The sequence below is a fragment of the Sedimentitalea nanhaiensis DSM 24252 genome (assembly GCF_000473225.1).
Classification (GTDB): domain Bacteria; phylum Pseudomonadota; class Alphaproteobacteria; order Rhodobacterales; family Rhodobacteraceae; genus Sedimentitalea; species Sedimentitalea nanhaiensis.
This window is the reverse complement of the sequence record NZ_KI421509.1, coordinates 2,905,011-2,930,281: the sequence shown is the minus strand read 5'-3', so window position 1 is coordinate 2,930,281 and position 25,271 is coordinate 2,905,011. Positions and strand designations below refer to the sequence as shown.

Below are 25,271 nucleotides of genomic sequence, written 5' to 3'. Positions count from 1 at the left end.
CATCCGACTATTGATGTTCACGACAATCGCATTTGTCGCCGGTTTGCTCTACGAGCGTTTCCAGAACTCCGAACGCTGCGTGGCGGCGGGCGGCCAACCGGAACGGGGACTATGCATGGAGACCAAAAATTGACTGCGGACCTGATCTGTGTCGGCACCGTCGGCGGCGCTTTTGGCGTGCGCGGCGAAGTGCGGTTGAAAAGCTTTTGCGCTCGGCCCGAAGACATCGAAACCTATTCCCCGCTGCTGACCCAGGACGGCAGCCAGAGCTATTCCGTGGCCCTGATCGGATCAATCCAGAACGGGTTCACGGCGCGGTTGAGCGGCGTTTCCACCAAGGAACAGGCCGATGCGCTGAAGGGCTTGCGCCTGTATGCCCGGCGCGATCAGTTGCCGTCGTTGCCGGATGACGAATTCTATCATACCGACCTGATCGGGCTGATCGTGCTGGACCCCGGCGGCACCGAATTGGGCCGGGTGCGTTCGGTGCAGAACCACGGCGCCGGCGATCTGCTGGAAATCCACGGTCCCGACCTCAAGGATACGGTGTTGCTGCCCTTTACTTTGGAAAACGTTCCAACGGTCGATCTGACTGCGGGCCGCATCGTTGTCGATCCTCCAGAGGGCGCCCTCTAGGCTGCGACGGAACTTTCGGGCCGACTGTGCGTTAATCCCCTGAAGCCGGCGCAGATGCCCGGCAAAGGAAAGGTGTGAACATGCTACAGTGGATTCTCATACTGCTGGCCGTCGCCGCAATCGCCGCTCTGCTGGGCTTTGGTCGACTGTCCGGAGCCGCACTGTCCGGTGCCAAGATTCTCATCGTCGTCGCGCTTGTGCTGTTCGTTCTCATGTTGCTCGGCGTGTTTGCCATCGCGTGACGGTCGCATTTTCCGTTTCCATGGCCGCGTCCTTGGCCTAAGACGCGGTCATGTCCGATCCGTCACCCCCATCCGCCAAGCCCCCTCGTGCACAAGGCCGCAAGACCATCCGCGCGTCCCTGCAGCCGCGCGAACTGATGACACCTGTTCCGGATCTCAAAGACGTCTGGAAAGCCAAGGTCATCACCTTGCTGCCCGCCGCGTTTCCCGGTGTTCTGGGCGAAAGCCTGACCGGTAAGGCGTTGCAGGACGGGTTGTGGCAACTCGAAACCATCGACCTGCGCGCGTTCGGCATCGGCAAACACCGCAACGTCGATGACACCCCGGCCGGCGGGGGGGCGGGCATGGTGCTGCGCGCCGATGTTGTCGGGCCCGCGATTCAGACCGCGCAGGCGGGAACGTCCGGCAACTGGCCGCTGATCTACCTGTCCCCCCGCGGAAAACCGATGAGTCAGCAGATGATGCAAGATCTGGCAAAGGCCGATGGCGTCACCCTGTTGTGCGGCCGGTTCGAAGGCGTCGATGAGCGCGTTCTGGATCATTTCGGCGTGCAAGAGGTCAGCCTGGGCGATTTCGTCCTGACGGGCGGCGAGATCGCGGCGCAGGCCTTGATCGACGCCACGGTGCGGCTGATACCCGGCGTGCTGGGCAATGCGGAATCGACCGAAGAAGAGAGTTTTTCGGCCGGGCTGCTGGAGCATCCACAATATACCCGCCCGGCACAGTGGAACGACCGCCCGATTCCCGATATTCTGATGTCCGGCCATCACGGGCGCATCGCACAATGGCGCGCTGCGCAGTCCAAAGACCTGACCCGCATCCGACGCCCCGATCTATGGGCCTTGCGCCAGGGCAGCGACGATGACGATGACGATGACGATGACGATCGGGCTTGATCCGAACCCGGGTTTCGCCTAAAGCACGCTGTGTCTGGAATCGCTTCGGCGGCTGCGGACCTGTAATCCGTATCCCAACTTTAGGATTTGGCATTCTTCTGCCATCTACCATGGAAATCCGGATTGCGCGGAAAGGAACAGACGACCTGAACTCTGGCGGGCGCCTTGACCCTATCGGTAGGCGAACACGGTGAAGACCAAGAGCTCTGAGGCGCACAAACCTTCGTGGGTCAACCACGAGCAGTTTAGGAGATGATCAGATGGACCTGATCGCACAGCTGGAGGCGGAACAGATCGCCGCCTTGGGGAAAGAACTCCCCGATTTCAAAGCCGGTGACACCATTCGTGTCGGCTATAAAGTGACCGAAGGGTCGCGCACCCGTGTGCAGAACTATGAAGGCGTCTGCATCGCCCGCAAAGGCGGCGATGGCATCGCCGGCGCGTTTACCGTGCGCAAGATTTCCTTTGGCGAAGGCGTGGAACGCGTGTTCCCCCTGCATTCGACCAATATCGAGAGCATCACCGTTGTCCGCCGCGGCCGTGTCCGCCGGGCCAAGCTCTATTATCTGCGGTCGCGCCGCGGCAAGTCGGCCCGTATCGCCGAAGATTCCCACTACAAGCCCAAAGCGGGCGCGCAGGCGTAAGGACCGGACAGATGAAAAACGACATCCATCCCGAATACCACCTCATCGACGTCAAAATGACCGATGGTACCGTGGTTCAGATGAAATCGACATGGGGCAAGGAAGGCGACACGCTGTCGCTGGACATCGATCCCAGCGTCCATCCCGCATGGACCGGTGGCGGTACCCGCCTGATGGATACCGGCGGACGGGTCTCCAAGTTCAAGAAGAAATACGAAGGTCTTGGTTTCTGAGACCAACGGTCAGCGAGACATTTCAAACGCCGCCCTATCCAGGGCGGCGTTTTCCGTTGTCGGCGACCGGTGACCAAATGGAAAGGGTTTGCTGCAAGACTGTGCCCCTGCAAGAGGCGTACCGCGCTGCGCCCAAAACCGGATGGACATGACAATGGGCAAGCAAGACAGGACAGCGCTTTCCAACGACGAAGACGCCACATATAGATGTCAAAAAACGGCAGACCGCGCAGAAGCTGCGGCAGAGGAAGCGAGCATGGCGCATATCATCGTCGTCGGAAACGAAAAGGGCGGAGCGGGCAAATCCACGGTCTCGATGCACCTGGCCACGGCTCTGGCGCGGATGGGGCACCGGGTCGGCACGCTGGATCTGGACCTGCGTCAGCGCTCTCTGGGGCGCTACACAGAAAACCGGGCCGAGTTCATCCGCAAATCCGGTATGCAGCTACCGACCCCAGCCTATCACGACCTGCCCGAAATGGACCCGGCCACCGTACCGCCAGGCGAAAATATTTATGACCGGCGCCTTTCCGCGGCGATTGAGACCATGGAGGCGGATAGCGATTTCATCCTGATCGACTGTCCCGGATCGCATACACGGCTCAGCCAGGTGGCGCACTCGCTGGCCGATACCCTGATCACCCCGCTGAACGACAGTTTCGTCGATTTCGACCTGCTGGCCCGCATAGACTCGCAAGGCGAAAAAATCCTTGGCCCGTCGGTCTATTCCGAGATGGTCTGGAACGCACGCCAGTTGCGCGCCCAGGCCGGGCTGAAGCCAATCGACTGGGTGGTGGTGCGCAATCGCGTCGGCTCGCAGCGCATGGTCAACAAGGAAAAGATGGAACGCGCCGTGGATCTGCTGTCTCAGCGGATTGGCTTTCGCGTGGCACCGGGGTTCAGCGAAAGGGTGATCTTTCGCGAACTGTTCCCGCGCGGCTTGACGCTGCTGGATCTCAAGGACATTGGCGTCAAACAGTTGAACATGTCCAACATCGCGGCCCGCCAGGAGCTGCGCGACCTGATGAAGGCCCTGAACCTAAAGGGCGTCGAAGTGACGATCTGATCCCGGCTTCGGGTCGTAGATCGTGAACACGTTCTGCGGCCCCGACACCCCACGCAGCATCACACGGCCCAACGACACCAGATCATACCCTGTTTCGCCGGCGACCGAACCAGATCTCCAGGAAGGGTCGCTGACCACCCCGACCCCTCGATCTTTACCGTTCTGACCGCGCCCTCCTCGTCGCCGGGCACCGCCAATATCGACTTTGTGCTGTTCCGCGAACGCTGGATGACAATGGAAAATACCTTCCGCCCGCCCTGGTACCACAAGAATGTCATGAGCGAGATGAGGGGCAACATCTATGGGCAGTACGACGCCAAGCCTCAAGGCTTTGTGGCCGGTGGCCTGAGCCTCCACAACATGATGCTGCCGCACGGACCCGACCGCACGGCGTTCGAAGCCGCCAGCAACGCCGATCTCAAACCTGAAAAGCTGGACAATACCATGTCCTTCATGTTCGAAACTCGCTTTCCGCAGCATTTGACCGAATTCGCCGGAAAAGAGGCACCGTTGCAGGACGATTACATTGACTGTTGGGCCAATATCGAAAAGAAATTCGACGGGACGCCCGACAAGAAATGGGGTGCAAGAAGGCCGCAGCTTTCCTGCCGGGGCATTGAGCGTCCCTGGAGCCCCGAAACACGACCATTGGAGAAAAAATGCCACTGCTAAAATCCTGGGTGAGCTCGGCCAATGACCCGGCTAATCCGTTTCCCCTGAATAACCTGCCCTATGGCGTTTTTGCCACTCAAGGTACCGCCCCGCGCTGTGGTGTGGCAATCGGCGACATGATCCTTGACATGCAATCCGCCGAGGAAAACCGGCTGATAGATCTGACCGATGCCGCGCTGTTCGAACTGCCGTTCTGGAACGACCTGATGGAAGAAGGCCCCGCCGTCTGGGCCGCGCTGCGCAAACGGTTGACGGCGCTGCTGGCCGAAGGCGCACCCGAGCGGGACAAGGTCGCGCCATTGCTCGTGCCGATGGATCGGGCCGAGATGCACATGCCCCTGATGGTCAGCGAATACACCGATTTCTATGCCGGTCGCCACCATGCCACCAATGTCGGCACCATGTTCCGCGGGGCGGAAAACGCGCTGCCACCGAACTGGTTGCATATCCCCATCGGTTATAACGGGCGTGCCTCGTCGGTCGTTGTATCAGGCACGGATATCCGCCGCCCGTGGGGACAGTTAAAATCGCCCGATCAAGACAAACCCGCGTTCCTGCCCTGCCGCCGATTTGACTTGGAACTGGAGATAGGCGCGATTGTCGGCGTTGCCAGCGACGGGCCAATCACGGTGCAAGAGGCCGACAATAATATTTTTGGCTATGTGCTGCTGAACGACTGGTCCGCTCGCGACATCCAGGCATGGGAATACCAGCCGCTGGGGCCGTTTCAGGCCAAGGCCACCGCCACCAGCATCAGCCCCTGGATCGTGACCCGAGCCGCGCTGGAACCGTTTCGCACCGACACGCCCGCGCGGGAATTCGAATTGCTGGATCACCTCAAGGATTGCGGCCCGATGCTCTATGACGTCGATCTCTCCGTGACCCTCGCCCCCGAGGGCAAGGCCGAAACCACCATCGCGCGGACCAACTATAAGGAAATGTACTATTCCTCGGCCCAACAACTGGCGCATCACACCACCTCGGGCTGCCCGATGAATGTGGGCGACCTGCTGGGGTCCGGCACCATTTCCGGCCCCGGAAAATCTCAACGCGGCAGCCTGCTGGAACTCAGTTGGGGCGGCAAGGAGCCCCTGACGCTGGACAGCGGTGAAACCCGGACGTTCCTTGAAGACGGTGACACGCTGTCCTTGCATGGCGCGGCACAGGGTGACGGGTATACCATTGGGTTCGGAGCCTGCACAGGCACGGTTCTGCCCGCATTGGACGATCCTTACAGCAGATAGCCAGCGTTTCCTCCTGCTCGGAACAGGCCTGCCGATGCCCCCCCTTTTCGGCCGGCGCAGGCCTCACTGCCTTTCCCGCCAAGGGATCCCGACAGCGATGTGACCGTTGGTGACGGACGATCCTCCAGCCCCGGGCAATCCCGCGTCCGCCAACAAGGTGACCGACAAACCGATCCGTCAGATGGTTCAAGCCTGTTTTCACGGTGCCTGCTATTGCGGCGACCGTCTTGGCATGGGTGAGCGGATGCTGGAAACCTGCGTGATCTGGAAAGTTGGGAGCAGTTTCAGCGCGGCAAGGAAGTCTACAGCCTTGATCTGCTGCTCAGGGCTGAGCCCACATCGGAACGCTCTGAATAACGTAGCGATGTATGCCCATGCGGCTTCGAAGACAGGCAATTCCATGCCCCGAACGCGCGGCTGGTGCGGCTGGAGGCTGGACGGCGGATCGATGCCGCCTATGGCGTTTCGGGTTTCAGCCGAGACATCGGACCCCACACATCACGGGTATGCCAATGGCAAGAGGCCGCGATGCGTGAAACAGTTCTAGGCCGAAACGCGTTAGTCTCCGTCCAGCGCGTTAAAGCCTGCGGCAACGCCCAGTTGCGGACCCAGGTCTTCTGCGACAATGGCGCGGATTTTGTTCACCTGGGTTTGCAGGGCTTCGACCCGGATGCGGCCTTGCGGAGTCATCACATTGGCAAGGGTCGGATCGTCCAATCGGCGCGCCGCCATCAGCGCGGCATCGAATGCGGACACCAACCGGGCCACCAGTTCCCGGTTCTCCGCCGCCAGATCCTCTGCCAGATCCCGCGCCGCCGTCAGCGACAGGGTCACATTGCGCAATGACCGTCCCGAACGTCGGGACTCGGCGCGGTTGGGGCGGGGTTTCTCGAACGTCCCCATCGGGCGGCCAAGCCGGGCGTCGGCAGTGAATTGCAGCCCGCTTCCCAGCGCCTTGAACAGTTCCTGCGCGGCTTCTTCGTCGCTTTGGTAGGGCCCGTCCGCACCGGGATCGATCAGCTTGGCGGCATAATCGTCATGCCAATCGGCTGCGATCGCCGCCCCGTTGGCCGCCACGTCATAGGTGATCGCCCGCATCAGGGCACAGCGCGTTGTGTCCTTGCCCTGTTGACGCAACGCATCGTCAAAAAGCAGGTATTCCAGCGCATACAGCCCGCGCGCCGCCACCGATACGTCGCGAAATGCGCGCGGGTCGGTCAGGGCCGCATCGTCACCAGCAATCAGCGCCGCCAGTGCCTTTGGGGTTGCGCCGCGACTATCGGGCCAGAACGCGATGGCAAAGGCGCGGTCGGCAACCTCGGTCGGGCCAAAGCGCAGGTGGCTCATCGCGATCCAGGCGTCAAAGGCCGTGTGATAGGCCTCGCGCAGGCCGGAATCTTCCGGATCGCAGGTCGAGGCGGAAACTGCCGCCAGATCGGCAGCGGCGGCGGCAAACCCATCGACCCGTACCAGCACATGCTGCTGCACGGTCGCCCGTACGATCTCCGGCAGCCCGGCGACCGCCCGCAAGGGCAGCAGCACCAGCAGCAGCGACAGCAACGCGCGCGTCACAGGCTGCCCAGGAAGCGCAACAGCGCCTCCCGATCCTCTTTCGCCATCGTGACGACCGCATCGCGGGCCGGTTGTGCCTCGCCCCCGTGCCACAGGATCGCCTCGAGCAGCGAGCGCGCGCGCCCGTCGTGCAGGAAATAGCTGTGGCCGCTGACCTGTTCGGTCAAGCCGATGCCCCACAGCGGCGGCGTGCGCCATTCGCGACCGTCGGCGACCGCCTCGGGGCGGTTGTCGGCCAACCCGTCGCCCATGTCGTGCAGCAGCATATCGGTATAGGGCCAGATCAATTGAAAGCTTTGTTCGGGGCGGTCTTTCAGCCGCTGGGTCACAAATTTTGGCCGGTGACAGGCGGTACAACCGGTTTCATAGAAAAGCTGTTTGCCGCGCAACACCTGGGCATCTCCTAGATCGCGCCGGGCGGGAACCGCCAGATTGCGGCTGTAGAACGTCACCAGATCCAAACCTTCGGCATCGATTTCAAATCCATCGCGTGCGTCGTCATCGCCGTGGGGGGCTGCGCGGCACGCGCTCTGCTCTGCCGAACAATCGCCCCACAATTCGGGGTACAACGGGTTCGAAATGCCGATATCCCCGGCAAAGGCCGCTGCCGACTGTTCGATAATCGACGGTGCCCCGGCCTTGAGCCCGAAACGTCCCAGCATCGGTTCGCCAAACGCCCGCGACCAGACGATATTGGGACGTCCGGAGATTCCGTCGCCATCGCTATCCTCGGGATCTGCCCCCGCCAAGATATCAGCGGCAGCCACCGCTTCGAGCAGACCCAGCCCGATCATCTGCGGCGCGACACGGGGACTGAACATGGCCTGCGGGCCAAAGGGGCCATAGCCGGGATCTGCGGCGGTATAGACCGGTTTGCGCAGGATCGCGGTTTCGCCATCGGACATCGCCACAGTTATATCCTGATAGGCGATATCCAGCCGGTATTCGGCGGCCATCCCGGCCACACCAAAATCCTGAAGTTGACCGCCATAGACCGGGTGCGCCTGGGTCGCGTGATAGCCCGGTATGCCGTAGGTGTCCCCGCCAGGCACCGACACCCGCAGGAACATCGAGGTGGCGGCATCTTCGGCCCCCTCGGGCGGGTGGCCACGCCCATCCTTGATATGACACCTCTGGCACGAGCGGGCATTGAACAGCGGCCCCAGCCCGTCAGACGCCAGCGTCGAGGACGGCGAAGACACCCAGAGTTTACGGAACAGCCCGTTGCCGACCTTGAAATCCAGCTCGCCTTCAAAGCCCATGTTGGCTGAAGGCTGCGAAAACGCATCGCGATTGGCACGGGCACGCACAGTGGCGGCCCCTGCGGGCAGGTCTTCAAACCGTTCCGGAGCGGTGAAATCCGTGGTCGGCGCAGTCACGGCGGCGACGCGCGCGGCCTCTTGGGGTGTTCTGGGAACAGAGGCAAGATGTGGGTCGCCAAGGTCAGCGGCAGCAAGGGCGGTCGCCGCCATAGCGGCAACCGCTATGAAAACCCTACTCGGATTCGTCCATTTTCGAGGCATTGAGTTGTGCATATTTCTCTGCGCCGACACTGTCGTACAGTTCCAGCTGGGTTTCCAGAAAGTCGATGTGGCCTTCTTCGTCGGCCATCAAGTCTTCGAACAGCTTCATCGTCACGTAATCGCCGGCGTCGCTGCAGACCTCGCGCGCCTCTTTGTACAGGGCGCGAGCGGACACTTCGGCGGCCAGATCGCATTCCAGCGTCTCGCGTGCGTTTTGACCGATGCGCAGCGGGTCGAGTTTCTGCAGATTTGGGTGGCCTTCCAGAAAGATGATCCGGTCGATCAGCTTGTCGGCGTGTTCCATTTCCTCAATCGATTCTTCGCGGCTCTTCTTGGCCATATGGCCAAGGCCCCAATCGGCCTGCAACCGATAGTGCAGCCAGTATTGGCTGACTGCGGTCAGTTCATGGCGTAACGCCTTGTTGAGGTATTCGATGACTTTCGGATCGCCCTTCATGTGAAATCTCCCTTTGTTTTCTGGCACGCAGGCTGCGTAATTCCATTGGAACACACAAATTATCATTCGCCCGCATGGTGTCTAGGAAAAGCGGCATACAACCGCCACAATCGGCAGATTTGCCAAGGGCATGATAGATCTTGCCGGGGCTGATGACCGTATCCGGATCAGCGGCCCGCATCCAATCGATGGCGGCGTGGATCTCGTGATCCGCAATCTTGGCGCAATGACAGACGATCATCGCAATGCCTTTCAGTCCTGTGAGTGAGCTGGCGATTCCTCATTTCCGACTCTAATAGTCGGAAATAGGCGCACACACCAGTCAAATCCTTAGTGTTTTAATCGGAAATGCAGCTATGTGTGGCGCTTACCACCGGTAACCGGGTTCAGCGCCACAGGCGTCACTGAAAGACCGCATCAGGGTTATCCAGGCTTTCCGACCCCTCGAACGCGATGTTGTCCAGCCCCAGCACGGTGACCACCCGCTCGATGGTCTTGGCCTGATCGACCAAGGCATTCACACCGCCCATGATCAGCTTTTCGCCCTTTTCGTTGCCCCGTTCCAGCATTTGATCGTAAGCGAAACCGGCCTCGGCTTCGGACTTGATTGCGCCCAAGGCCTGCATGGTCTGGCTCAGCCTGGCTTGCATTTCGGCATCCAGCGCAGGATCCGTTTCAGTCACCAGATCCGCCAGGGACGCCCCGCTCAGCACCGAACCGTCCGGGCGGGTATAACTGCCCAGGTACACGTTCCGGATGCCAAGCCCGTCGAAATAATGGCTGTTGTGAGTGTTATCCGAGAAACAATCCTGTTCTTCTTCGGGGTCGTTCAACATCAGGCCCAGCCGCATCCGTTCGCCCGCCAGTTCCCCATAGGACAGACTGCCCATGCCCGTTAGCATGGCGACGATGCCCGCATCCTCGTCTGCGGTCACCGCATTGCGGCCCTGCCCCCCGTCGCGCCATTGCGCTGCCATCCATTCAAGGTCGCGGACCAACAGTTCGGTCGCAGCCATCAGATATTGCGCGCGGCGGTCACAATTGCCCCCGGTACAGGTCTCGTTCCGGGCAAAATCCGTGGCTGGACGTTCACCTGCCCCGGTACCATGGCCATTCAGATCCTGCCCCCACAGCAAAAATTCGATGGCATGATATCCGGTGGCGACATTGGCCTCGATCCCGTCTGCCTCGTGCAGGGTGTCCGCCAACAGTTCGGGCGTGATAAGCTCCGCATCGATGGTCTTGCCCGACAACGCAAAGCTGGGGTTGGCGATGACGTTGAGCACGGCAAAGTCATTTTCATCCGTCGGACCGCCATAGGCTGCGTCGACATAGTCGATCAACCCCTCGTCCAGCGGCCAGGAATTCACCTTGCCTTCCCAGTCATCGACAATGGGATTGCCGAACCGAAACACCTCGGACTGCTGATAGGGTTCACGCGCAGCGATCCAGGCCGCGCGGGCGGCCTGGAGATTGGCCCCGGTCGGGTCAGAGACCAGCGTTTGTACAGCGGTTTGCAGCGTTCTGGCGGCGGCAAGGCTGTCTGAATAGGTCGCCTGAGCGATATCGGCATAGAAGGTCAGCACCTCTGCCTTAGTGGTCGCCATGGCTGCCGATCCAAGACCAAATGTCAAAAGCGTGGTTGCAAGCAGAACAGATTTCATGGGCGGTCCCTTTAGTGGAATGTGCTCGGTTTCACGGCAGGCCGGGCCGACAGGCGCAAGGCATACAGCGACAGGATTCGACCCAGCGTTTCGGCATGGGCCAACAGGTACAGTACGCAATCCGCCCGCACCAACAATGTCGCCATCAGCAGCGCATCCTCGCGCCGCCCTTCGGTTGCATTGGCGACGAACTGCGCGAAACAGGATTCATCTGCGCCCAGGCAGGCGCAACTTGCCTGGTGGCACATCAACGGACGGCGACCATGCCGACAGCACAGTTCGCACAATTGGCAAACAGTTTCGCGGATCGTCTCGGCACGGTCATGTCCCAGGTTGGCCCGGATAACATCGATTTCTTGCCTCAGCGCTTTGGGTCCGTTGCTCCAGGCGCGCATCAGGCGGACGGCGGCTTGCTCGACCGGACCCAAATGTCCCAGATGCCCGACCGGCGCGCCGCCCCTGGGGTTCGTCATCGCGTTCATTTTGTCAGGATCAGTTTGCTGGCGCGGGTGATCCGCAACACATATTCAGCCTCGCCCAGTTTGATCCGGGCGGTCGCGCCGCCCTGGGTCAGATCCTCGGCGGACCAACTGGGGACGGTCTGCGACGAGGTTTCGATCCGAGGTTTGTTTTCCACCTGCATCAGTCTGTCCTTTCCTCTGCGGATATGCGGTCCAAAAGGACCTCAAGGTTCCAATCTGCGGGCCAGGAATGCTGTGCCCCTGCGAGCGCCAGTCCGGGCCGCAAACGGTCGCGGCTCTCGCGTTCACCGCAAGACTGCGGGTGGCTGAACGTGACATTCCATTGCTCTTGCATCTGCGGCGCTCCCTATCCTGGCTCGCCGGTAAACCTGACTTTTATTGTCAGATTAGTCAATCCTAGTTTTTTAGTCGGAATCATATTTTCGCCCAACCGACCGCACACTCTGGTGAAAGTGCCGCTTGGGTCGATCAGGGCTTGGCGGTGAAACAGACGGGATCGCCCGGCCGGAAACCGGGCGATTCATTCACAATCAACCGACAGTCTTGCCGCACAAAGCCGCAATTCCGGTCGCTGCCGCAGGATTGGCGGCGCACGTGTCGGCCGCCCAATCCCGTGCGGTCGCCAATAGCTTTTCCTGCGGCACGAGGCTGTCGACCAAACCAAAGGTCAGCGCCTCGTCCGCAGTGATCTTTTGTCCAGCCATCAGGATCAGCCGGGTCCGTGCCGGTCCGATCAAGGCGGTCATGCGCGCCGGATCCGACGGCTGGGGCAGAAACCCCAGCTTCATGACCGGATAGAAAAACCTGGCCCCCGGCACCGCAAGGCGCAGGTCGCAGGCCAGCACCATGCCCATGGCACCCCCGGCCAGGGTGCCGTTCAGCGCGGCGATCGTAAGACAGGGCAACCGCGCGATCGCTCCGGACAGCCGCTCCCACAGATCGGAGGTCGCCAGGCCGGCACGGGCCTCATCCAGATCGGCCCCGGCGCTGAACACCTTGCCCTTTCCCGTCAGGATAAGGGCGCGGGCCTCGGTGGCGGATTCGGCGATCTGGGCCAGTTCCGTCAACATTGCGCCGGTCAGGGAATTGGCCTTGTCCGGGCGGTTCAGTGTAACGGTCCACAGACCACCGTCCTTGTGCAGTTCGATCATACCAGCCCGACCCGCTTACGCACGGCGTCGTCGCGCAGGGAAATCTCGGTGCCGATGAAATCATCCGCCTCGGGTGAGCACATCCACAACAGTGCACGCGCGGGCCAGTCGGCTGGAATGTGGTCTTCCCATTCCAGCTTGCTGATCGGATTGATGCCGCTGGATTTGATCTCGCGCTGCATCTGGGTCGCCACCGTGCCCGGTGACAAACCCATGGCCCGGATGCCTTGATCGCGGTTTTCCTTGTCGACACAAGAGGTCAGCATCGCCGCGCCGGCCTTGGATGCGCAATAGTGGCTCCAGGCTTCTACCGGGCCATGTGCCGCGCCGGAACTGACAGTCAGGATGGTTCCTCCGCCACGCTCTATCATCACCGGCAGCGCTGCGCGCATGCCGTGAAATACCCCCTTGAGGTTAATATCCACCGCATGGCCCCAGCCTTCGGGGTCGGCGCTGGCCAAATGCGAGATCGGCTCGATCACTCCGGCATTTCCGATCAGTACGTCCAGCCCGCCAAACCGGTCAACGCAGGCCTTTACCGCCGCCTCGCCTTTACCGCCGCCTCGACCTGACGATAGTCGCCGACATCGCAGGCCATGCCAAAGGCGCGCGCGCCCAGATCGTCGGCCAGCGCCTCGACCTTGTTGCCACTGCGCGCCAACAGCCCCACATTTGCCCCTGCAAGCGCAAAGATCCGGGCGGCTTCGGCACCGATACCACGGCTGGCACCGGTGATCAGTACGGTTTTGTCTTTCATGTCCATCTGGCTGACCTTTCACATTGTCGTTGCCCCCTGTGGTAATGCTGCGAATTGAACGGGTCCACCCCTTGACGACCGCCCGCCAAGCGCAGACCATGCGCCGCAAGTTTGTCAGGAAAGGTTCACTCATGACCACGTTTATTGCGCGCAGTGCCGGGGCCGCGCTCGCCTATGCTGTTGCGACCCAGGCCGCCTATGCGGATCTGACGGCCCTGGATGTCTGGTCGGATTGGAAGACCTATCTGTCTTCGGCCGGCTATACGGTCAGCGGCGACGAACAGTCATCCGGGACCACCCTGACCGTGCAGAACATGACCCTGACGATGGCGATGCCCGAAGAGGACGGACTGTTCGCGGTCAAAATGGACAGTCTGGCGTTCACCGAAAACGGCGATGGGTCCGTCGCCATAACCATGCCCGACAGCGTACCGATGTCGTTTGAAGGCTCGGACGGGGGCGAAGACCCGGTATCGGGCGTCATCACCTACAGCCAGTCCGGCGGCAGCCTGACTGCAACCGGAAGCATCGAGGATATCACCTATGCCTATGACGCGGACCGGATCGGGCTGGACCTGACGTCGCTGGTCGTCGACGACGAAGCGGTGCCACCCGAAGTGGCACGGGTCTCAGTCGCGATGGCCAAGGTCGCCAGCAACACCCAGATGCAGCTGGCCGAGGTGCGCAGCTATGTTCAAAGCCTGCGGGCGGATTCGCTGACATTTGATTTTGCCTTTGACGATCCGGAGTCCGAAGACCGGGGCAGCATCAAGGGACAGATGCAAAATGTTGGGTTTGACGGCAGCGGCGCGATCCCCTTGCAGATGGATCCGGCGGATTTGAACCAGATGTTGGCGGATGGCTTCAAGCTCGACGGCACGTTCCATTATGGTTCGGGCAGCTCGGATGCCGAGGGGATTGGCGACGGCGCACCGTTTGCCATGTCCAGCGCCTCGCAAGGGGGTAGCGTTGCGGTCAAGATGGACGAAAACCAAATCGCCTATGACGCACAGCAGCAGCAGACCGCGCTGACCATGACCGGAGCCGAACTGCCGTTCCCGATCGCGCTGAATGCGGCTGTCACAGCCTTCAACATCGCCATTCCGGTGGCCAAGTCAGATGCCGACCAGGATTTTTCCGCCGGTCTGACCCTCTCTGATTTCACCATGTCTGACATGCTGTGGGCCATGTTCGACCCCGCCGCGCAATTGCCACGCGACCCGGCCTCCGTTGCGCTGGATCTGACCGGCAAGGCCAAGGTGCTGTTCAACTTCCTCGACCCGAACGTGGCCGCGTCGCTGGAAACATCGGGCGAAACCCCGGTTGAGCTGAGCGCTTTGACGATCAACAAGCTGCTGATATCGATGGTCGGAGCCAAGCTGTCCGGAACCGGCGATTTCATCTTTGACAACAGTGACACCGAAACCTTTGACGGCATGCCCCGGCCCACCGGCCACGTCGACTTGCAACTGGTCGGGGGCAACGGCTTGCTGGACAAGTTGATTGCAATGGGCTTCGTCGGCAACGAAGAAGCCATGGGCGCACGCATGATGATGGGCATGCTGGCGGTTCCAGGGTCCGAGCCGGACACGCTGAACTCGAAACTCGAAATCAACGACCAGGGTCACGTCCTGGCGAACGGACAACGCATCCAATAGGCGTGATCCCGCACGTCCCCGCCACCGGAGAATTGCAAATCGTCGGGGCGGGGACTTACTGCGACCACAGATCGCCCAACATCCCCTTCCGGGGCCGGTCAGGTCTTGCGACAGTGCCCGCTGATGATTAGCTGCTGACATGGTTTTGGATCGCAACGTCCGGGAAAGGCCTGCATGACAGATTCACTAGAAGTCCTCGGGGCTGCGATGTTGCAGGCCGCGCGCAAGGCCGGGGCAGATGCAGCGGATGCGCTGGCGGTGCGTGGCACCTCGGTGTCGATTGACGTGCGCGCCGGCGGGCTGGAACAGGCCGAGCGCTCCGAAGCAGTGGATCTGGGTCTGCGAGTGTTTTTGGGACGACGCCAGGCCATTGTTTCGGCGTCCGACACCAGCACTGCCACCCTCGCGGCCATGGCGGAACGCGCCGTGGCGATGGCGCGCGAAGCGCCTGAGGATCCGTTTGCTGGGCTCGCCGACCCGGATCAGTTGGCACAGGACCCGGACTGCGCCGCGCTCGATCTGGTCGATCCGGCGCCCGAACCATCACCCGCCACGCTGGAACGGGACGCACTGCGTGCCGAGGCTGCTGGGCTGGCGGTCGCGAACGTGTCACAGGTGCAGTCGGCCAATGCATCCTATGGCGAACACCAGGTTCATCTGTCGGCCAGCAACGGATTCAGCCAGGGCTACGCGCGTACCAGCCGCTCGGTCAGCTGCGTGGCCATCGCGGGCTCCGGAGCGGGTATGGAGCGCGACTATGACGGTGACGCGCGCAGCCACCAGTCCGATCTGCGCAGCCCCGACGACATCGGACGATCCGCAGGTGCGCGCGCCGCACAGCGCCTGAACGCCCGCAAGCCTCAAACCGGCAGCTATCCGGTCCTGTTTGACGAACGCATTTCCTCGTCGCTGATCGGCCATCTTGTAGCCGCAGCCAACGGGGCCGCGATTGCCCGTGGGTCCTCGTGGTTGCAGGATGCCCTGGGCCAGCCGGTCCTGCCCGATCACCTGTCGCTGATCGAGAATCCACACCGCCCACGCGTTTCCGGCTCGCGCCCGTTCGATGCCGAGGGCCTGCCGACCCAGCGGCGCGCCATCGTGGACAGCGGCGTACTGACCGGCTGGACACTGGATTTGGCCAGCGCCCGCAAACTGGGCATGATCCCCACCGGAAACGCCGCCCGCGGCGTGTCGTCTTCACCCTCCCCGGCCAGTTGGAACCTGGCGCTGACCCAGGGGGAAAAAACCCGCGCCGAGTTGCTCGCGGACATGGGTACGGGGCTGTTGGTGACCTCGATGATCGGCAGCACGATCAACCCCAACACCGGAGATTACTCGCGCGGCGCGGCTGGCTTCTGGATCGAGAACGGCGAAATCGTCTGGCCGGTGAACGAATGCACCATTGCCGGCAACCTGCGTGACATGTTGCGCCGAATTATTCCGGCTAACGACGCCCGCACGCACCTGTCACGGGTGGTCCCTTCACTGCTGATCGAAGGGATGACCCTTGCCGGCAACTGATCTTGCGCTGCTGATCGATGCCGCCCGCGAGGCAGGCGAGATCGCGACTGCTTTTACCGGATCGACCGCACGGCGCTGGGACAAACCAGACGGTGCCGGTCCTGTGACCGAAGCCGATATCGCGGTGAACGACATGCTGTACGACCGGCTCCGGGCGGCACGGCCGGACTATGGCTGGCTATCCGAAGAAACCGAGGACACCCCTGACCGGCTGGCACATGACCGGGTCTTTGTCGTCGATCCCATCGATGGCACCCGCAACTTTGCCGAAGATGGACACACCTGGGCCCATGCGCTGGCCGTGGTCGAGCACGGCAAGGTGACCGCCGGGGTGGTGTACCTGCCGATGCGCGATCTGATGTATTCGGCCGCCGCCGGACAGGGCGCGTTTGTCAATGCAACGCCCATCGCACCCAGCAAGACGGCCATTTTGGACAAGGCCGATATTCTGGCCACCCGACCCAATATGGACGAACGCCACTGGCGCGGCGGGCGGGTCCCCGCCTTTACCCGCGCACATCGTCCGTCGTTGGCCTATCGCATGGCGTTGGTGGCCGAAGGGCGGTTTGACGGAATGCTGACCCTGCGCCACTGTTGGGAATGGGACATCGCGGCGGGCGATCTGATCCTGCGCGAAGCCGGTGCAATGTGCACAGACCGCGCCGGTAGCCCATTGCGATTCAACAACCCGCGCCCCACCCAGAATGGGGTTGTCGCGGGCGGCCCGCTGGTTCACGCTCAGATCCGCACCGCCTTGCACCCGGTCCCGGCTTGACGCACAGGCCTCATGGCGTAGGTTGCGGCGACCCCTGACAGTGCCTCGATGCAAAGGAAGTCCGACATGGCCCAACGCCTTCACCTTGTCTTTGGCGGCGAATTGATCGACCCCAGCAAGAATGCCTTTAAGGATGTGAACGACATCCATATTGTCGGCATGTTCCCCGACTACCAATCCGCCTTTGATGCCTGGAAGGACAACGCACAGCGCACCGTGGACAACGCGCATATGCGCTATTTCATAGCCCATATCCACCGCCTGCGCGAAGAGGAATCCGAAGCCTCCTCGACCGAGGAACTGGGTTGAACTGATGGCTCCACTGATCGGTCCTGCGGTGTTCCAGGCATCCGCCGATCTGTCGGACCGTACCGGCCCCGAGACCCGGCAAACCCGACCCAGCGGCGATCTGGTCTGGGCTCATGCCACCAATCGGGCCCGGTATTCCGCCCTGTGCGATCTGGGCATGCGGCTGCGGTCGCTGCAGCCGGATCTGCATTTCCTGATCACCTATGACGCTGCCCGCTTCGGATCGGCCCCCGCGCCCCTTGAGGGGTGTGACCGGCTGGTTATGCTAGGTCCGGACCAGGCGGGCGCGGCACGGGCGTTTCTGGACAAATGGCAACCGAACCTGATGCTCTGGACCGGCAGCGACCTGATGCCAACCCTGATCGGCGTGGCCGCCGCCCGGAAACTGCCGATGATCCTGCTGGATATCGGAGAAACAGATCTGTCGACCCGTCGGCACAAATGGTTTTTTGATTCGACGCGCAGCTGCCTGAACCGGTTTGACGCGATCCTAGCAAGCAGCCCCGCCAGCGCGGCACTGCTTCACCGCATGGGGGTCAGCGCACCGGATATCCGCACCACCGACCGATTGCACAACAGCGCCACGCCACCACATTGCTCGGACGAGGAACTGAACGATGTGACCAAGGATATTGCCGGCCGCCCGGTCTGGCTGGCCGCGCATCTTCGCACCGACGAGTTCGAACAGGTCCTGACCGCTCATCGCGCGGCACTGCGGCTTCTGCATCGCCTGCTGCTGGTGGTGGTCACGGATCGCGACGCCGACACGGATGCCCTCAAACAGCGGTTGGCCACGATGAACCTGCGCAGCATCGACTGGGATACAGGAGACGCAATCGACGACAATACCCAGGTCGTGGTGTCACGGGACGAAGACAACCTGGGACTGTGGTACCGGCTGGCCCCACTGACCTTCATGGCCGGCTCGCTTGTACCGGGCAGCGGAGGCCACAGCCCGTTGGCGGCGGCGGCGCTGGGATCGGCGGTGCTGTACGGCTCGCATGTGGGCGATCACCTCGAAGCCTATGCCCGCCTGGCCGCCGCGGGGGCCGCGCGGGCGGTCCGGGATGGCGACGGGCTGGCAGGGGCGGTGGTTCAGCTGTCCGCGCCGGATCACGCCGCGGCAATGGCGCTGGCCGGTTGGGAGGTCGTCACCGAAGGTGCACATCTGACCGACAGCCTTGTCGAGCTGATCCTCGAGGTTCTCGAAAACAGAGGACATGACAATGCGCGCGCCTGAGTTCTGGGCCACCGCACCGCACCGCCCCGATTGGCGGGCGCGGGTTCTGGCACCGCTGGGCTGGGCCTATGGCGCGGCAACGGCACGACGTGTGGCGCAACCCGCTGCGGTGCGCCCGACGGTACCGGTGATCTGCATCGGCAATCTGAATGCGGGCGGGACCGGCAAGACGCCAACGGTGATCTGGCTGCTCGAAACCCTGCGCAACGCGGGACACGAACCCCATGTCCTCACCCGAGGCTATGGCGGCAGCCTCGCCGGCCCGGTCTGTGTAGATCCCTCGATTCATACCGCCTCTCAGGTCGGCGACGAACCCCTGCTGCTGGCCGCCTTTGCCCAAGTCTGGGTGGCCGCTGACCGCGCTGCAAGCGCACAGGCGGCAACACAAGCCGGGGCCAGCATAATTGTATTGGACGATGGTTTCCAAAATCCTGCAATAGCCAAAGATCTGTCCCTGATCGTGGTCGATGCGGCTCAGGGTTTCGGGAATGGCCGCTGCCTGCCAGCCGGCCCCCTGCGCGAACCGGTCGCCGCCGGGCTTGCGCGAGCGGATCTGCTCCTATCGCTTGGCCCGGAGGCGGCACAGCGCCAATTCGCCGCCATCTGGGCCGACAGCATACTGGTGCCCCACCTCACCGGTGTGCTCGAACCGCTGCAAACCGGTATGGACTGGCACGGCTCCCCGTTCCTCGCCTTTGCGGGCATCGGCCATCCGCAGAAATTCTTTGACACCTTGCGCAGCCTGGGGGCCGATCTGCGCCGCTGCGAACCGCTTGACGACCATCAGCCGCTGACACCGGCTCTGATGGGACGCCTGGACTCCGAGGCGCGCACGCTGGGCGCGCAGCTGGTGACCACCGAAAAAGATGCCGTCCGCTTGCCGCCTGCGTTCCGCAACAAGGTGATCACGCTTCCGGTACGCTTGCAGATCCCGCAATCCGACCTGCTGCGCGACCGCGTCCTGGCCGTGGCACCGCCTCCCTGACGCCACGCAATCCCAGTGTTTCTGGGCGGCGCGCCTCACGGCCTGCGGGATTTTCGGCAATGCCCATCGGATGGATTGATTTGCGAACTGCGCGGGCATTTCCGCACACTGCACAAGCCATCCTTGGTCGAAGCGCCAGGCGCCTTGTCGAGCAATGCTATATCTCTTTGGATACCGTTTTCCTTGCCCTCCACATCGTCCATCATGACGAGCGCGAGGGCAGTTTCAAGGTTACGCGCGCGCACCTTTGACACGCTCCCTATGTCCCGCCTCACCGCTGTCGCGATGATCTCATCGCAGGCGGCCTTCATGCGGCAAGGCTTCAGCGGGCTCATTGCGCCTAGCACCCGTGATCTTTCCATGGTTGGGCCGTCGTAGCGTTTGCAATCGGCCACGGCCCCGCAGGCCGGTCGCAACGCGTCCCGCGTATCGATGGCCAGCGGCGGCGGCGTCTCACGATGTCGGGCCAGGATGTTGATGACGACCGAGGCCGCGAGGCCCCTTCGTTCAGCGCGCCGATGACATCGCCAGCCATTTCCCAACCGAACGCCAGGTCAGAAAATCCGCGATCGACGATTGGCGGCACCGCTCCAAACGCCGCCGCGGGTCATCCGGTATTCCCCCCTACCCGCCGGGCGATCCTGGACAGGCCGCGCGCTGTCGGTCTCTTCCGGTATCGGACTGGGAGATAACGAACAGTGGCCTGAACGCGAGACATCGTATCCGCCACAGGCGCACCGTCACCGAAATACCGCCTCAAAGCGCCGCCGCGTCATCCTCGCCCAGTTTCGGCGCCGGGCGGTGCAGCGATAATTCGGCATCGGAAAAGGTGAACGGAGCCCGCACGCCGGGCACTCCGTCCAACTCGATCTGCAAGCCGCGCGCGACCACTTGCGGGTCGGCCATCACCTCGGCCAGATCGTTGATCGGCCCGGCCGGAATACCCTGGGCCTCACAACCGGACAGCAGTTCGGCCTTGGTCCAGCCCACAGTCGCACCATTCAGCCGCGCGATCATCACCCGACGATTGGCCAGCCGGTCCTTGTTAGTGGCGAACTCGGGCGCTTGGGCCATGTCGTCCAGCCCCAGCAGGCGGCACAGGCGCTGATACTGCGCATCATTGCCGGTGGCGATGATGATATGGCCATCGGCGCAATCGAACGCCTGATAGGGCGTCAGGTTCACATGCCCATTGCCCATTCGCTGCGGCGGCATCCCGGTTGTCAGATAGTTCAGCGCCTGATTGGCGGTAACCGCCACCGCCACATCCAGCAGCGCCATGTCGATATGCTGCCCCCGGCCGGTGCGGTCGCGCTGATGCAGCGCCGCCAGAATGCCCGCAACGCTGTAGACGCCGGTGAAGAGATCGGTGATCGCCACGCCGGATTTCTGCGGCTGTCCATCCGGCTCGCCGGTGATGGACATCAGCCCGGACATGCCCTGGATGATAAAATCATACCCGGCCCGATGGGCATAGGGTCCGGTCTGACCGAACCCGGTAATCGAACAATAGATCAGGCGCGGATTGACCTTGGACAGGCTCTCAAAATCCATGCCGTATTTGGCCAGCCCGCCGACCTTGAAATTCTCGATCAGGATATCGGCATCCCTGACCAGCTCGCGCAGGCGCGCCTGACCCTCGGCCGACGCGAGATCGACAATGATCGACGCCTTGCCCCGGTTGGCTGAATGGTAATAGGCTGACGACTCGTCTTCGCCGCGCTTCACAAACGGTGGCCCCCATGCGCGGGTATCATCTCCGCGCGGGGCTTCGACCTTGATCACTTCGGCCCCCAGATCCGCCAGGGTCTGACCGGCCCAGGGGCCAGCCAGAACGCGGGCAAGCTCTATGACTTTCAGCCCGGTCAGTGGAGCCATCATCAGCCGCCCAGTTCTGCGTCGATCAGGGCCGCGAAATCGGCATAGGGCTGGTTCGCGACCTTCTTGCCATTGACGATAAAACTGGGCGTGGAATTCACCTCATCCGCTTCGGCGTTTTTCTGGAACCACGCGACCAGGGTCTGCGCTTTTTCGCCGTCCTGCATGCAGGCGTCCAGCGTAGCGTCTTCCAGCCCGGCCATCTTGCCGATCTTGCGCAACTCGGCAACGATGGCGTTGCCGTCCCCGGCGCGGGCCCAATCGCTCTGGCTCTTGAACATCAGCTCGCTGATGCCAAAGAATTTTTCTGCACCACCACAGCGCGCCACCATCGATGCCCACAACCCGTAACGGTCAAAATATACCTCGCGGTAGATAAGCTTGACCTTGCCGGTGTCGATATAGTTCTTCTTGATGTCCTGATACGCGCCCTCGTGGAACGCGGCGCAATGCGGGCAGGTAAACGAAGAATATTCGATGATCGTCACCGGCGCGTCCTCGGCGCCTTGCACCATCTCGACGATGGTCGAGGTATCGACATTGGCAGCGTCCTGCGCATTGGCCTCCCCGACCAGCAGATTGCCGATGGGCGATCCGGTGCCGGACTTGAAAGCAAATCCACCCACCGCAATCGCGGTCGCGGCACCCATCAGAGCAAATCTTCGGTTCATGTCTTGCCTTTCTCAGTGTTTCGGCTTGCTTAGAACGTTGCGGCCCAGCCGTTCAAGGGCCGCACGCAGTTCATCATTTTCGATCGGGCGGGCAGCGCTGGCCGCCTGCGCGGTCGTTTCGGGGTCGGGTTCCGGCGGCGGTGGCGCCTGCTGGGCCAGAAACACCGCCTGTCCTTCGGCAAATCCGGTCGGCGCGGTCTGGGTGATACGCACCCGGCTGATGGCATTATAGCCATAAACCGCGTTGACCTTTTCACGCAGCTTTTCCTTTTGCATCTCCAGCATCGGGGCCTGAGCCCCCGTTGTCAGCACCGTCAGCGTCGCCCCAAGCCCACCCCGCCCATAGCCGATGTTGACCGGCCGTGCGATGGCAGCGATCTCGGGGCCGGCGATCTCGGCCCAATGGGTCAGAATGCGCGAAACCGCAAATCCGCGGCTTTCGCCTGCGCGACGAATGCGTTCGCTCAGAACGCTGGCGGTGCGCGTGAAGCCGCGTGTAGACGATTGCCGACGTGCCATGACTGGTTTCCGTTGCAGTTGCGCCTAATGTAGTGAACGAACGAGTGGACGCCAGCGAAACCGGCAACTGGATACATAAAGAATGCGTGACGCAGAAATCACAGTGTGCAACGTGGCCGAGGCGATGCTGGCATGGTACGATCGCAATGCCCGCGACCTGCCCTGGCGCATCCCCCCCGGCGACGATACGCCGCCCGATCCCTATCGCGTCTGGCTGTCCGAGGTGATGCTGCAACAAACCACGGTGGCCGCAGTACGTGAGTATTTTCTCCGTTTCACCACGCGCTGGCCCACCGTTTCCGATCTGGCTGCTGCACCGGATGCGGACGTGATGGGGGAATGGGCAGGGCTGGGTTATTACGCCCGCGCGCGCAATCTGTTGAAATGCGCACGTGTGGTTGCGGATCGGCACGGCGGAACCTTTCCCGACACCTACGACAGATTGCTGGCCCTGCCCGGTATCGGCCCGTATACGGCGGCAGCGATGTCCGCCATCGCCTTTGGCCGCCCCGAAACCGTGCTGGACGGCAATGTCGAACGGGTCATGGCGCGGCTTTATGAGCTGCACACGCCCTTGCCTGCGGCAAAACCGGTCCTGCACGCGTATGCGACAGCATTGACGCCGCGCAACCGCCCCGGCGATTATGCCCAAGCTGTGATGGATCTGGGCGCGACGATCTGCACGCCAAAATCTCCGGCCTGCGGTATCTGTCCTTTGCGTGACCGTTGCGCTGCACGACTGGCCGGAAACGCGGCGCAACTGCCCAAAAAGACGCCCAAAAAGCCCAAACCCACGCGGCGCGGTACGATTTATCTGGCTCAGCGCAGCGATGGTGCCTGGTTGATGGAACGCCGCCCCGATCACGGACTCCTGGGCGGGATGCTGGGCTGGCCCGGCTCGGATTGGGCCGAAACCGCGCAAGATGCTCCGCCGCTACAGGCCGACTGGACCCTTTTGCCGGGCGAGGTGCGCCACACCTTCACCCACTTCCACCTGATCCTGACGGTGATGACCGCAACGCTGCCTGCTGACAGCGCACCGGACAGCGGATTTTTCCTGGCCCCGGATCAGTTCCGCCCATCGGACCTGCCCACCGTGATGCGCAAAGCCTATGACCTGGCACGCAGCAAATGACGCCCCCCTTGGGCGAGCCGTGCGAATCCGATATGGCACGTCCACGTCCCCTCACCTGCCGGAGAGCCCGATGATTGCATCCGATACCGTCGCCCGCTGGCAAAGCGCCGCGCCCTTCTGGGTCTCGTATCTTCTGATACCGCTGGCGTGGTTCAGCGCGATTCACGGTGGCTGGGCGGTGCTGTTGCTGCCGCTGGTGACCTGGTATCTGTTTTCCGCGCTGGACGGGCTGGCCGGGCTGAATCTTGAAAACGCCGATCCGTCCACCCCCGAGGAAGACCTGGAATGGTACAAGGCCCTGACAATCATCTGGGTGCCGGTGCAATTCGCCACTGTCTTCACGCTGATCTGGTATGTCAGCGGGACCGACCACCTGTCTGCCCTTGAAAAGCTACTGATGTTCTTTGGCGTCGGGGTGATCACCGGCACCATCGGCATCAACTACAGCCACGAACTGATGCATCAGAAAAGCCGTTTGGAACGTAGCCTGGCGGACATCCTGTTGGCCATGGTGCTGTATTCACATTTCCGCAGCGAACATCTTCTGGTGCATCACCGCTATGTCGGAACACCCCGCGATCCGGTCACCGCACGCTATAACGAGGGGTTTTACCGGTTTTATCCGCGTGTTCTGCACCAAAGCCTGGTCTCGGCTTTTCGCGCGGAGGCGGCCAGGCTGGCACGCAGGGATCTTCCCTGGACCAACACCGCCAATCCGTTCTGGAAATACTGGGTGTTGCAGGCCGCGATGCTGATATTGGCCTATGCCCTCGGCGGCTGGACCGGCGTGGGGCTGTTGCTGCTGCAGGCCGGCGTCGCGATCTGGCAGTTGGAACTGGTCAACTATGTCGAACACTACGGTCTGACTCGCAAACATCTGGGCGAAGGCACATATGAACACGTCCAGCCGCGTCATTCGTGGAATGCCGCGCAAAAAGTGTCGAACTGGCTGCTGATCAACCTGCAGCGCCATTCCGATCATCACTACAAACCGGACCGACGCTTTCCGCTGTTACAGACCCACGCAAGCGACGTGGCACCGCAACTGCCCTATGGCTATCCGCTGATGACGGTGGCGGCGATGGCCCCGCCCCTGTGGCGACGCGTGATGAATCCGCGCGTGCGGCGCTGGCGGGCGATGTATTACCCCGAAATCACCGACTGGAAACCCTATAATGAGATGACCCTGCCCTTGCCGCGCTAAAGAAATCGCAAAATACATGCATCAGCTATCGCTGCCTGGAAACAAAGATTTCTACGCTATAGTGCGGACATAAAAAGGCCCCGCCATGACGGCGGGGCATAGTCAGGTGCCCCATGACAGGCCACAGGCACCGGCGG

Annotated in this window: 28 protein-coding genes and 3 pseudogenes; 17 read left to right on the top strand and 14 right to left on the bottom strand. The window is 62.2% G+C overall.

All coding sequences use genetic code 11. The annotated features are described in order from the left end of the window. Positions 1 to 129: 129 nt before the first annotated feature. The 8 genes and pseudogenes from rimM to fahA all read left to right on the top strand — a co-directional run bounded on the left by rimM (position 130) and on the right by fahA (position 5,633). The gene (gene rimM, locus NANH_RS0116250; protein WP_027262986.1) at positions 130 to 636 is read left to right on the top strand and encodes a ribosome maturation factor RimM; all 507 of its coding nucleotides are present in this window, start codon (positions 130 to 132) and stop codon (positions 634 to 636) included. Positions 637 to 716: 80 nt separating this feature from the next. Continuing rightward, the gene (locus tag NANH_RS28055; protein ID WP_027262985.1) at positions 717 to 878 is read left to right on the top strand and encodes a DUF1328 family protein; all 162 of its coding nucleotides are present in this window, start codon (positions 717 to 719) and stop codon (positions 876 to 878) included. Positions 879 to 928: 50 nt separating this feature from the next. Continuing rightward, positions 929 to 1,774 carry a tRNA (guanosine(37)-N1)-methyltransferase TrmD gene (trmD, locus tag NANH_RS0116240; protein WP_027262984.1) on the top strand — a complete coding sequence of 282 codons (846 nt, stop codon included), beginning with the start codon at positions 929 to 931 and terminating at the stop codon, positions 1,772 to 1,774. Between the two features lie 260 nt (positions 1,775 to 2,034). Further along, positions 2,035 to 2,418, top strand: a complete 384-nt coding sequence (gene rplS, locus NANH_RS0116235) for a 50S ribosomal protein L19 (protein ID WP_027262983.1) — start codon at positions 2,035 to 2,037, stop codon at positions 2,416 to 2,418. Between the two features lie 11 nt (positions 2,419 to 2,429). Beyond that, the gene (gene rpmE, locus NANH_RS0116230) at positions 2,430 to 2,651 is read left to right on the top strand and encodes a 50S ribosomal protein L31 (protein WP_027262982.1); all 222 of its coding nucleotides are present in this window, start codon (positions 2,430 to 2,432) and stop codon (positions 2,649 to 2,651) included. Positions 2,652 to 2,907: 256 nt separating this feature from the next. After that, a complete protein-coding gene (locus NANH_RS0116225) occupies positions 2,908 to 3,717 on the top strand; it encodes a division plane positioning ATPase MipZ (RefSeq protein ID WP_027262981.1) in 810 nt (269 codons plus the stop codon). A 132-nt stretch (positions 3,718 to 3,849) separates the two neighbouring features. Further along, positions 3,850 to 4,296: pseudogene (locus tag NANH_RS26475) on the top strand (homogentisate 1,2-dioxygenase domain-containing protein); the annotation flags it as partial. Positions 4,297 to 4,376: 80 nt separating this feature from the next. Continuing rightward, on the top strand, positions 4,377 to 5,633 hold the full coding sequence (gene fahA / locus NANH_RS0116210) for a fumarylacetoacetase (RefSeq protein ID WP_027262978.1): 1,257 nt from the start codon (positions 4,377 to 4,379) through the stop codon (positions 5,631 to 5,633). Between the two features lie 558 nt (positions 5,634 to 6,191). Here fahA and NANH_RS0116200 read toward each other — a convergent pair. From NANH_RS0116200 to NANH_RS28050, 4 genes are read right to left on the bottom strand one after another with little or no spacing between them, the layout of a single operon-like run. Beyond that, positions 6,192 to 7,205, bottom strand: a complete 1,014-nt coding sequence (locus tag NANH_RS0116200; RefSeq protein WP_027262976.1) for an imelysin family protein — start codon at positions 7,203 to 7,205, stop codon at positions 6,192 to 6,194. Then, positions 7,202 to 8,677: a di-heme oxidoreductase family protein gene (locus tag NANH_RS0116195; protein ID WP_027262975.1), complete on the bottom strand. Its 1,476-nt coding sequence runs from the start codon at positions 8,675 to 8,677 to the stop codon at positions 7,202 to 7,204. Before NANH_RS0116195 ends, NANH_RS0116200 begins: the two co-directional genes overlap by 4 nt. A gap of 22 nt (positions 8,678 to 8,699) precedes the next feature. Continuing rightward, positions 8,700 to 9,185, bottom strand: a complete 486-nt coding sequence (bfr, locus tag NANH_RS0116190) for a bacterioferritin (RefSeq protein WP_027262974.1) — start codon at positions 9,183 to 9,185, stop codon at positions 8,700 to 8,702. Then, entirely contained in the window at positions 9,133 to 9,366 is a 234-nt protein-coding gene (locus tag NANH_RS28050; RefSeq protein WP_245601538.1) for a (2Fe-2S)-binding protein, read from the bottom strand. The genes bfr and NANH_RS28050 overlap by 53 nt, the downstream gene beginning before the upstream one ends. Between NANH_RS28050 and NANH_RS29375 the strand changes: the two genes are divergently transcribed. Beyond that, entirely contained in the window at positions 9,316 to 9,453 is a 138-nt protein-coding gene (locus tag NANH_RS29375; RefSeq protein WP_245601546.1) for a hypothetical protein, read from the top strand. The genes NANH_RS28050 and NANH_RS29375 overlap by 51 nt on opposite strands. A 133-nt stretch (positions 9,454 to 9,586) precedes the next feature. Here the strand turns inward: NANH_RS29375 and NANH_RS0116180 are convergent, their stop codons facing one another. The 5 genes and pseudogenes from NANH_RS0116180 to NANH_RS26470 form a co-directional block, all read right to left on the bottom strand. Then, a complete protein-coding gene (locus NANH_RS0116180) occupies positions 9,587 to 10,849 on the bottom strand; it encodes an imelysin family protein (protein ID WP_027262973.1) in 1,263 nt (420 codons plus the stop codon). Positions 10,850 to 10,860: 11 nt separating this feature from the next. Continuing rightward, the gene (locus NANH_RS0116175) at positions 10,861 to 11,322 is read right to left on the bottom strand and encodes a hypothetical protein (protein ID WP_051372638.1); all 462 of its coding nucleotides are present in this window, start codon (positions 11,320 to 11,322) and stop codon (positions 10,861 to 10,863) included. 5 nt (positions 11,323 to 11,327) lie between these two features. Further along, entirely contained in the window at positions 11,328 to 11,492 is a 165-nt protein-coding gene (hemP, locus tag NANH_RS28045; RefSeq protein ID WP_074920624.1) for a hemin uptake protein HemP, read from the bottom strand. Positions 11,493 to 11,861: 369 nt separating this feature from the next. Further along, positions 11,862 to 12,482: an enoyl-CoA hydratase/isomerase family protein gene (locus NANH_RS0116165; RefSeq protein WP_027262971.1), complete on the bottom strand. Its 621-nt coding sequence runs from the start codon at positions 12,480 to 12,482 to the stop codon at positions 11,862 to 11,864. Then, positions 12,479 to 13,245, bottom strand: a pseudogene (locus NANH_RS26470) (SDR family oxidoreductase). The gene NANH_RS0116165 and the pseudogene NANH_RS26470 overlap by 4 nt, the downstream one beginning before the upstream one ends. A 125-nt stretch (positions 13,246 to 13,370) precedes the next feature. Between NANH_RS26470 and NANH_RS0116155 the strand changes: the two are divergent. The 6 genes from NANH_RS0116155 (at position 13,371) to lpxK (ending at position 19,727) form a co-directional block, all read left to right on the top strand. Continuing rightward, entirely contained in the window at positions 13,371 to 14,897 is a 1,527-nt protein-coding gene (locus NANH_RS0116155; RefSeq protein ID WP_027262970.1) for a hypothetical protein, read from the top strand. 174 nt (positions 14,898 to 15,071) lie between these two features. Then, positions 15,072 to 16,418, top strand: coding sequence for a TldD/PmbA family protein (locus NANH_RS0116150; RefSeq protein ID WP_027262969.1), 1,347 nt, complete (start codon positions 15,072 to 15,074; stop codon positions 16,416 to 16,418). Beyond that, on the top strand, positions 16,405 to 17,193 hold the full coding sequence (locus NANH_RS0116145; protein ID WP_027262968.1) for a 3'(2'),5'-bisphosphate nucleotidase CysQ: 789 nt from the start codon (positions 16,405 to 16,407) through the stop codon (positions 17,191 to 17,193). Before NANH_RS0116150 ends, NANH_RS0116145 begins: the two co-directional genes overlap by 14 nt. Positions 17,194 to 17,259: 66 nt before the next feature. After that, on the top strand, positions 17,260 to 17,502 hold the full coding sequence (locus NANH_RS0116140) for a DUF4170 domain-containing protein (RefSeq protein WP_027262967.1): 243 nt from the start codon (positions 17,260 to 17,262) through the stop codon (positions 17,500 to 17,502). 4 nt (positions 17,503 to 17,506) lie between these two features. Continuing rightward, positions 17,507 to 18,742 carry a 3-deoxy-D-manno-octulosonic acid transferase gene (locus tag NANH_RS0116135; RefSeq protein ID WP_051372480.1) on the top strand — a complete coding sequence of 412 codons (1,236 nt, stop codon included), beginning with the start codon at positions 17,507 to 17,509 and terminating at the stop codon, positions 18,740 to 18,742. Continuing rightward, positions 18,729 to 19,727, top strand: coding sequence for a tetraacyldisaccharide 4'-kinase (gene lpxK, locus NANH_RS0116130; protein ID WP_027262965.1), 999 nt, complete (start codon positions 18,729 to 18,731; stop codon positions 19,725 to 19,727). Before NANH_RS0116135 ends, lpxK begins: the two co-directional genes overlap by 14 nt. 35 nt (positions 19,728 to 19,762) lie before the next feature. Here the strand turns inward: lpxK and NANH_RS28950 are convergent, their stop codons facing one another. From NANH_RS28950 to NANH_RS0116110, 5 genes and pseudogenes are all read right to left on the bottom strand, one after another. Further along, complete coding sequence (locus tag NANH_RS28950) at positions 19,763 to 20,062, bottom strand: hypothetical protein (protein ID WP_169730243.1); 300 nt, start codon at positions 20,060 to 20,062, stop codon at positions 19,763 to 19,765. Continuing rightward, positions 20,019 to 20,221 (bottom strand): annotated as a pseudogene (locus NANH_RS28040) (IS21 family transposase); the annotation flags it as partial. The pseudogene NANH_RS28040 and the gene NANH_RS28950, both read right to left, overlap by 44 nt. A gap of 262 nt (positions 20,222 to 20,483) precedes the next feature. Then, the gene (locus NANH_RS0116120; RefSeq protein ID WP_027262963.1) at positions 20,484 to 21,608 is read right to left on the bottom strand and encodes a CaiB/BaiF CoA transferase family protein; all 1,125 of its coding nucleotides are present in this window, start codon (positions 21,606 to 21,608) and stop codon (positions 20,484 to 20,486) included. After that, positions 21,608 to 22,276: a DsbA family protein gene (locus tag NANH_RS0116115; protein WP_027262962.1), complete on the bottom strand. Its 669-nt coding sequence runs from the start codon at positions 22,274 to 22,276 to the stop codon at positions 21,608 to 21,610. Before NANH_RS0116115 ends, NANH_RS0116120 begins: the two co-directional genes overlap by 1 nt. Positions 22,277 to 22,288: 12 nt before the next feature. Beyond that, on the bottom strand, positions 22,289 to 22,795 hold the full coding sequence (locus NANH_RS0116110; protein ID WP_027262961.1) for a DUF721 domain-containing protein: 507 nt from the start codon (positions 22,793 to 22,795) through the stop codon (positions 22,289 to 22,291). Positions 22,796 to 22,877: 82 nt separating this feature from the next. Here NANH_RS0116110 and mutY point away from each other — a divergent pair, with 82 nt between their 5' ends. Both mutY and NANH_RS0116100 read left to right on the top strand, forming a co-directional pair. Beyond that, complete coding sequence (mutY, locus tag NANH_RS0116105; protein ID WP_027262960.1) at positions 22,878 to 23,930, top strand: A/G-specific adenine glycosylase; 1,053 nt, start codon at positions 22,878 to 22,880, stop codon at positions 23,928 to 23,930. Positions 23,931 to 24,000: 70 nt separating this feature from the next. Continuing rightward, positions 24,001 to 25,134: an alkane 1-monooxygenase gene (locus tag NANH_RS0116100; protein WP_027262959.1), complete on the top strand. Its 1,134-nt coding sequence runs from the start codon at positions 24,001 to 24,003 to the stop codon at positions 25,132 to 25,134. Positions 25,135 to 25,271: the final 137 nt, after the last annotated feature.

Bases quoted from the DNA above. Each gene is read 5' to 3' on its own strand.
- NANH_RS28055 (WP_027262985.1), top strand. From the start codon at position 717: ATGCTACAGTGGATTCTCATACTGCTGGCCGTCGCCGCAATCGCCGCT.
- trmD (WP_027262984.1), top strand. From the start codon at position 929: ATGTCCGATCCGTCACCCCCATCCGCCAAGCCCCCTCGTGCACAAGGC.
- rplS (WP_027262983.1), top strand. From the start codon at position 2,035: ATGGACCTGATCGCACAGCTGGAGGCGGAACAGATCGCCGCCTTGGGG.
- rpmE (WP_027262982.1), top strand. From the start codon at position 2,430: ATGAAAAACGACATCCATCCCGAATACCACCTCATCGACGTCAAAATG.
- NANH_RS0116225 (WP_027262981.1), top strand. From the start codon at position 2,908: ATGGCGCATATCATCGTCGTCGGAAACGAAAAGGGCGGAGCGGGCAAA.
- fahA (WP_027262978.1), top strand. From the start codon at position 4,377: ATGCCACTGCTAAAATCCTGGGTGAGCTCGGCCAATGACCCGGCTAAT.
- NANH_RS0116195 (WP_027262975.1), bottom strand. From the start codon at position 8,677: ATGGCGGCGACCGCCCTTGCTGCCGCTGACCTTGGCGACCCACATCTT.
- bfr (WP_027262974.1), bottom strand. From the start codon at position 9,185: ATGAAGGGCGATCCGAAAGTCATCGAATACCTCAACAAGGCGTTACGC.
- NANH_RS29375 (WP_245601546.1), top strand. From the start codon at position 9,316: ATGATAGATCTTGCCGGGGCTGATGACCGTATCCGGATCAGCGGCCCG.
- NANH_RS28050 (WP_245601538.1), bottom strand. From the start codon at position 9,366: ATGCGGGCCGCTGATCCGGATACGGTCATCAGCCCCGGCAAGATCTAT.
- NANH_RS0116180 (WP_027262973.1), bottom strand. From the start codon at position 10,849: ATGAAATCTGTTCTGCTTGCAACCACGCTTTTGACATTTGGTCTTGGA.
- NANH_RS0116175 (WP_051372638.1), bottom strand. From the start codon at position 11,322: ATGACGAACCCCAGGGGCGGCGCGCCGGTCGGGCATCTGGGACATTTG.
- hemP (WP_074920624.1), bottom strand. From the start codon at position 11,492: ATGCAGGTGGAAAACAAACCTCGGATCGAAACCTCGTCGCAGACCGTC.
- NANH_RS0116165 (WP_027262971.1), bottom strand. From the start codon at position 12,482: ATGATCGAACTGCACAAGGACGGTGGTCTGTGGACCGTTACACTGAAC.
- NANH_RS0116155 (WP_027262970.1), top strand. From the start codon at position 13,371: ATGACCACGTTTATTGCGCGCAGTGCCGGGGCCGCGCTCGCCTATGCT.
- NANH_RS0116150 (WP_027262969.1), top strand. From the start codon at position 15,072: ATGACAGATTCACTAGAAGTCCTCGGGGCTGCGATGTTGCAGGCCGCG.
- NANH_RS0116140 (WP_027262967.1), top strand. From the start codon at position 17,260: ATGGCCCAACGCCTTCACCTTGTCTTTGGCGGCGAATTGATCGACCCC.
- NANH_RS0116135 (WP_051372480.1), top strand. From the start codon at position 17,507: ATGGCTCCACTGATCGGTCCTGCGGTGTTCCAGGCATCCGCCGATCTG.
- lpxK (WP_027262965.1), top strand. From the start codon at position 18,729: ATGCGCGCGCCTGAGTTCTGGGCCACCGCACCGCACCGCCCCGATTGG.
- NANH_RS28950 (WP_169730243.1), bottom strand. From the start codon at position 20,062: ATGAGCCCGCTGAAGCCTTGCCGCATGAAGGCCGCCTGCGATGAGATC.
- NANH_RS0116120 (WP_027262963.1), bottom strand. From the start codon at position 21,608: ATGATGGCTCCACTGACCGGGCTGAAAGTCATAGAGCTTGCCCGCGTT.
- NANH_RS0116115 (WP_027262962.1), bottom strand. From the start codon at position 22,276: ATGAACCGAAGATTTGCTCTGATGGGTGCCGCGACCGCGATTGCGGTG.
- NANH_RS0116110 (WP_027262961.1), bottom strand. From the start codon at position 22,795: ATGGCACGTCGGCAATCGTCTACACGCGGCTTCACGCGCACCGCCAGC.
- mutY (WP_027262960.1), top strand. From the start codon at position 22,878: ATGCGTGACGCAGAAATCACAGTGTGCAACGTGGCCGAGGCGATGCTG.
- NANH_RS0116100 (WP_027262959.1), top strand. From the start codon at position 24,001: ATGATTGCATCCGATACCGTCGCCCGCTGGCAAAGCGCCGCGCCCTTC.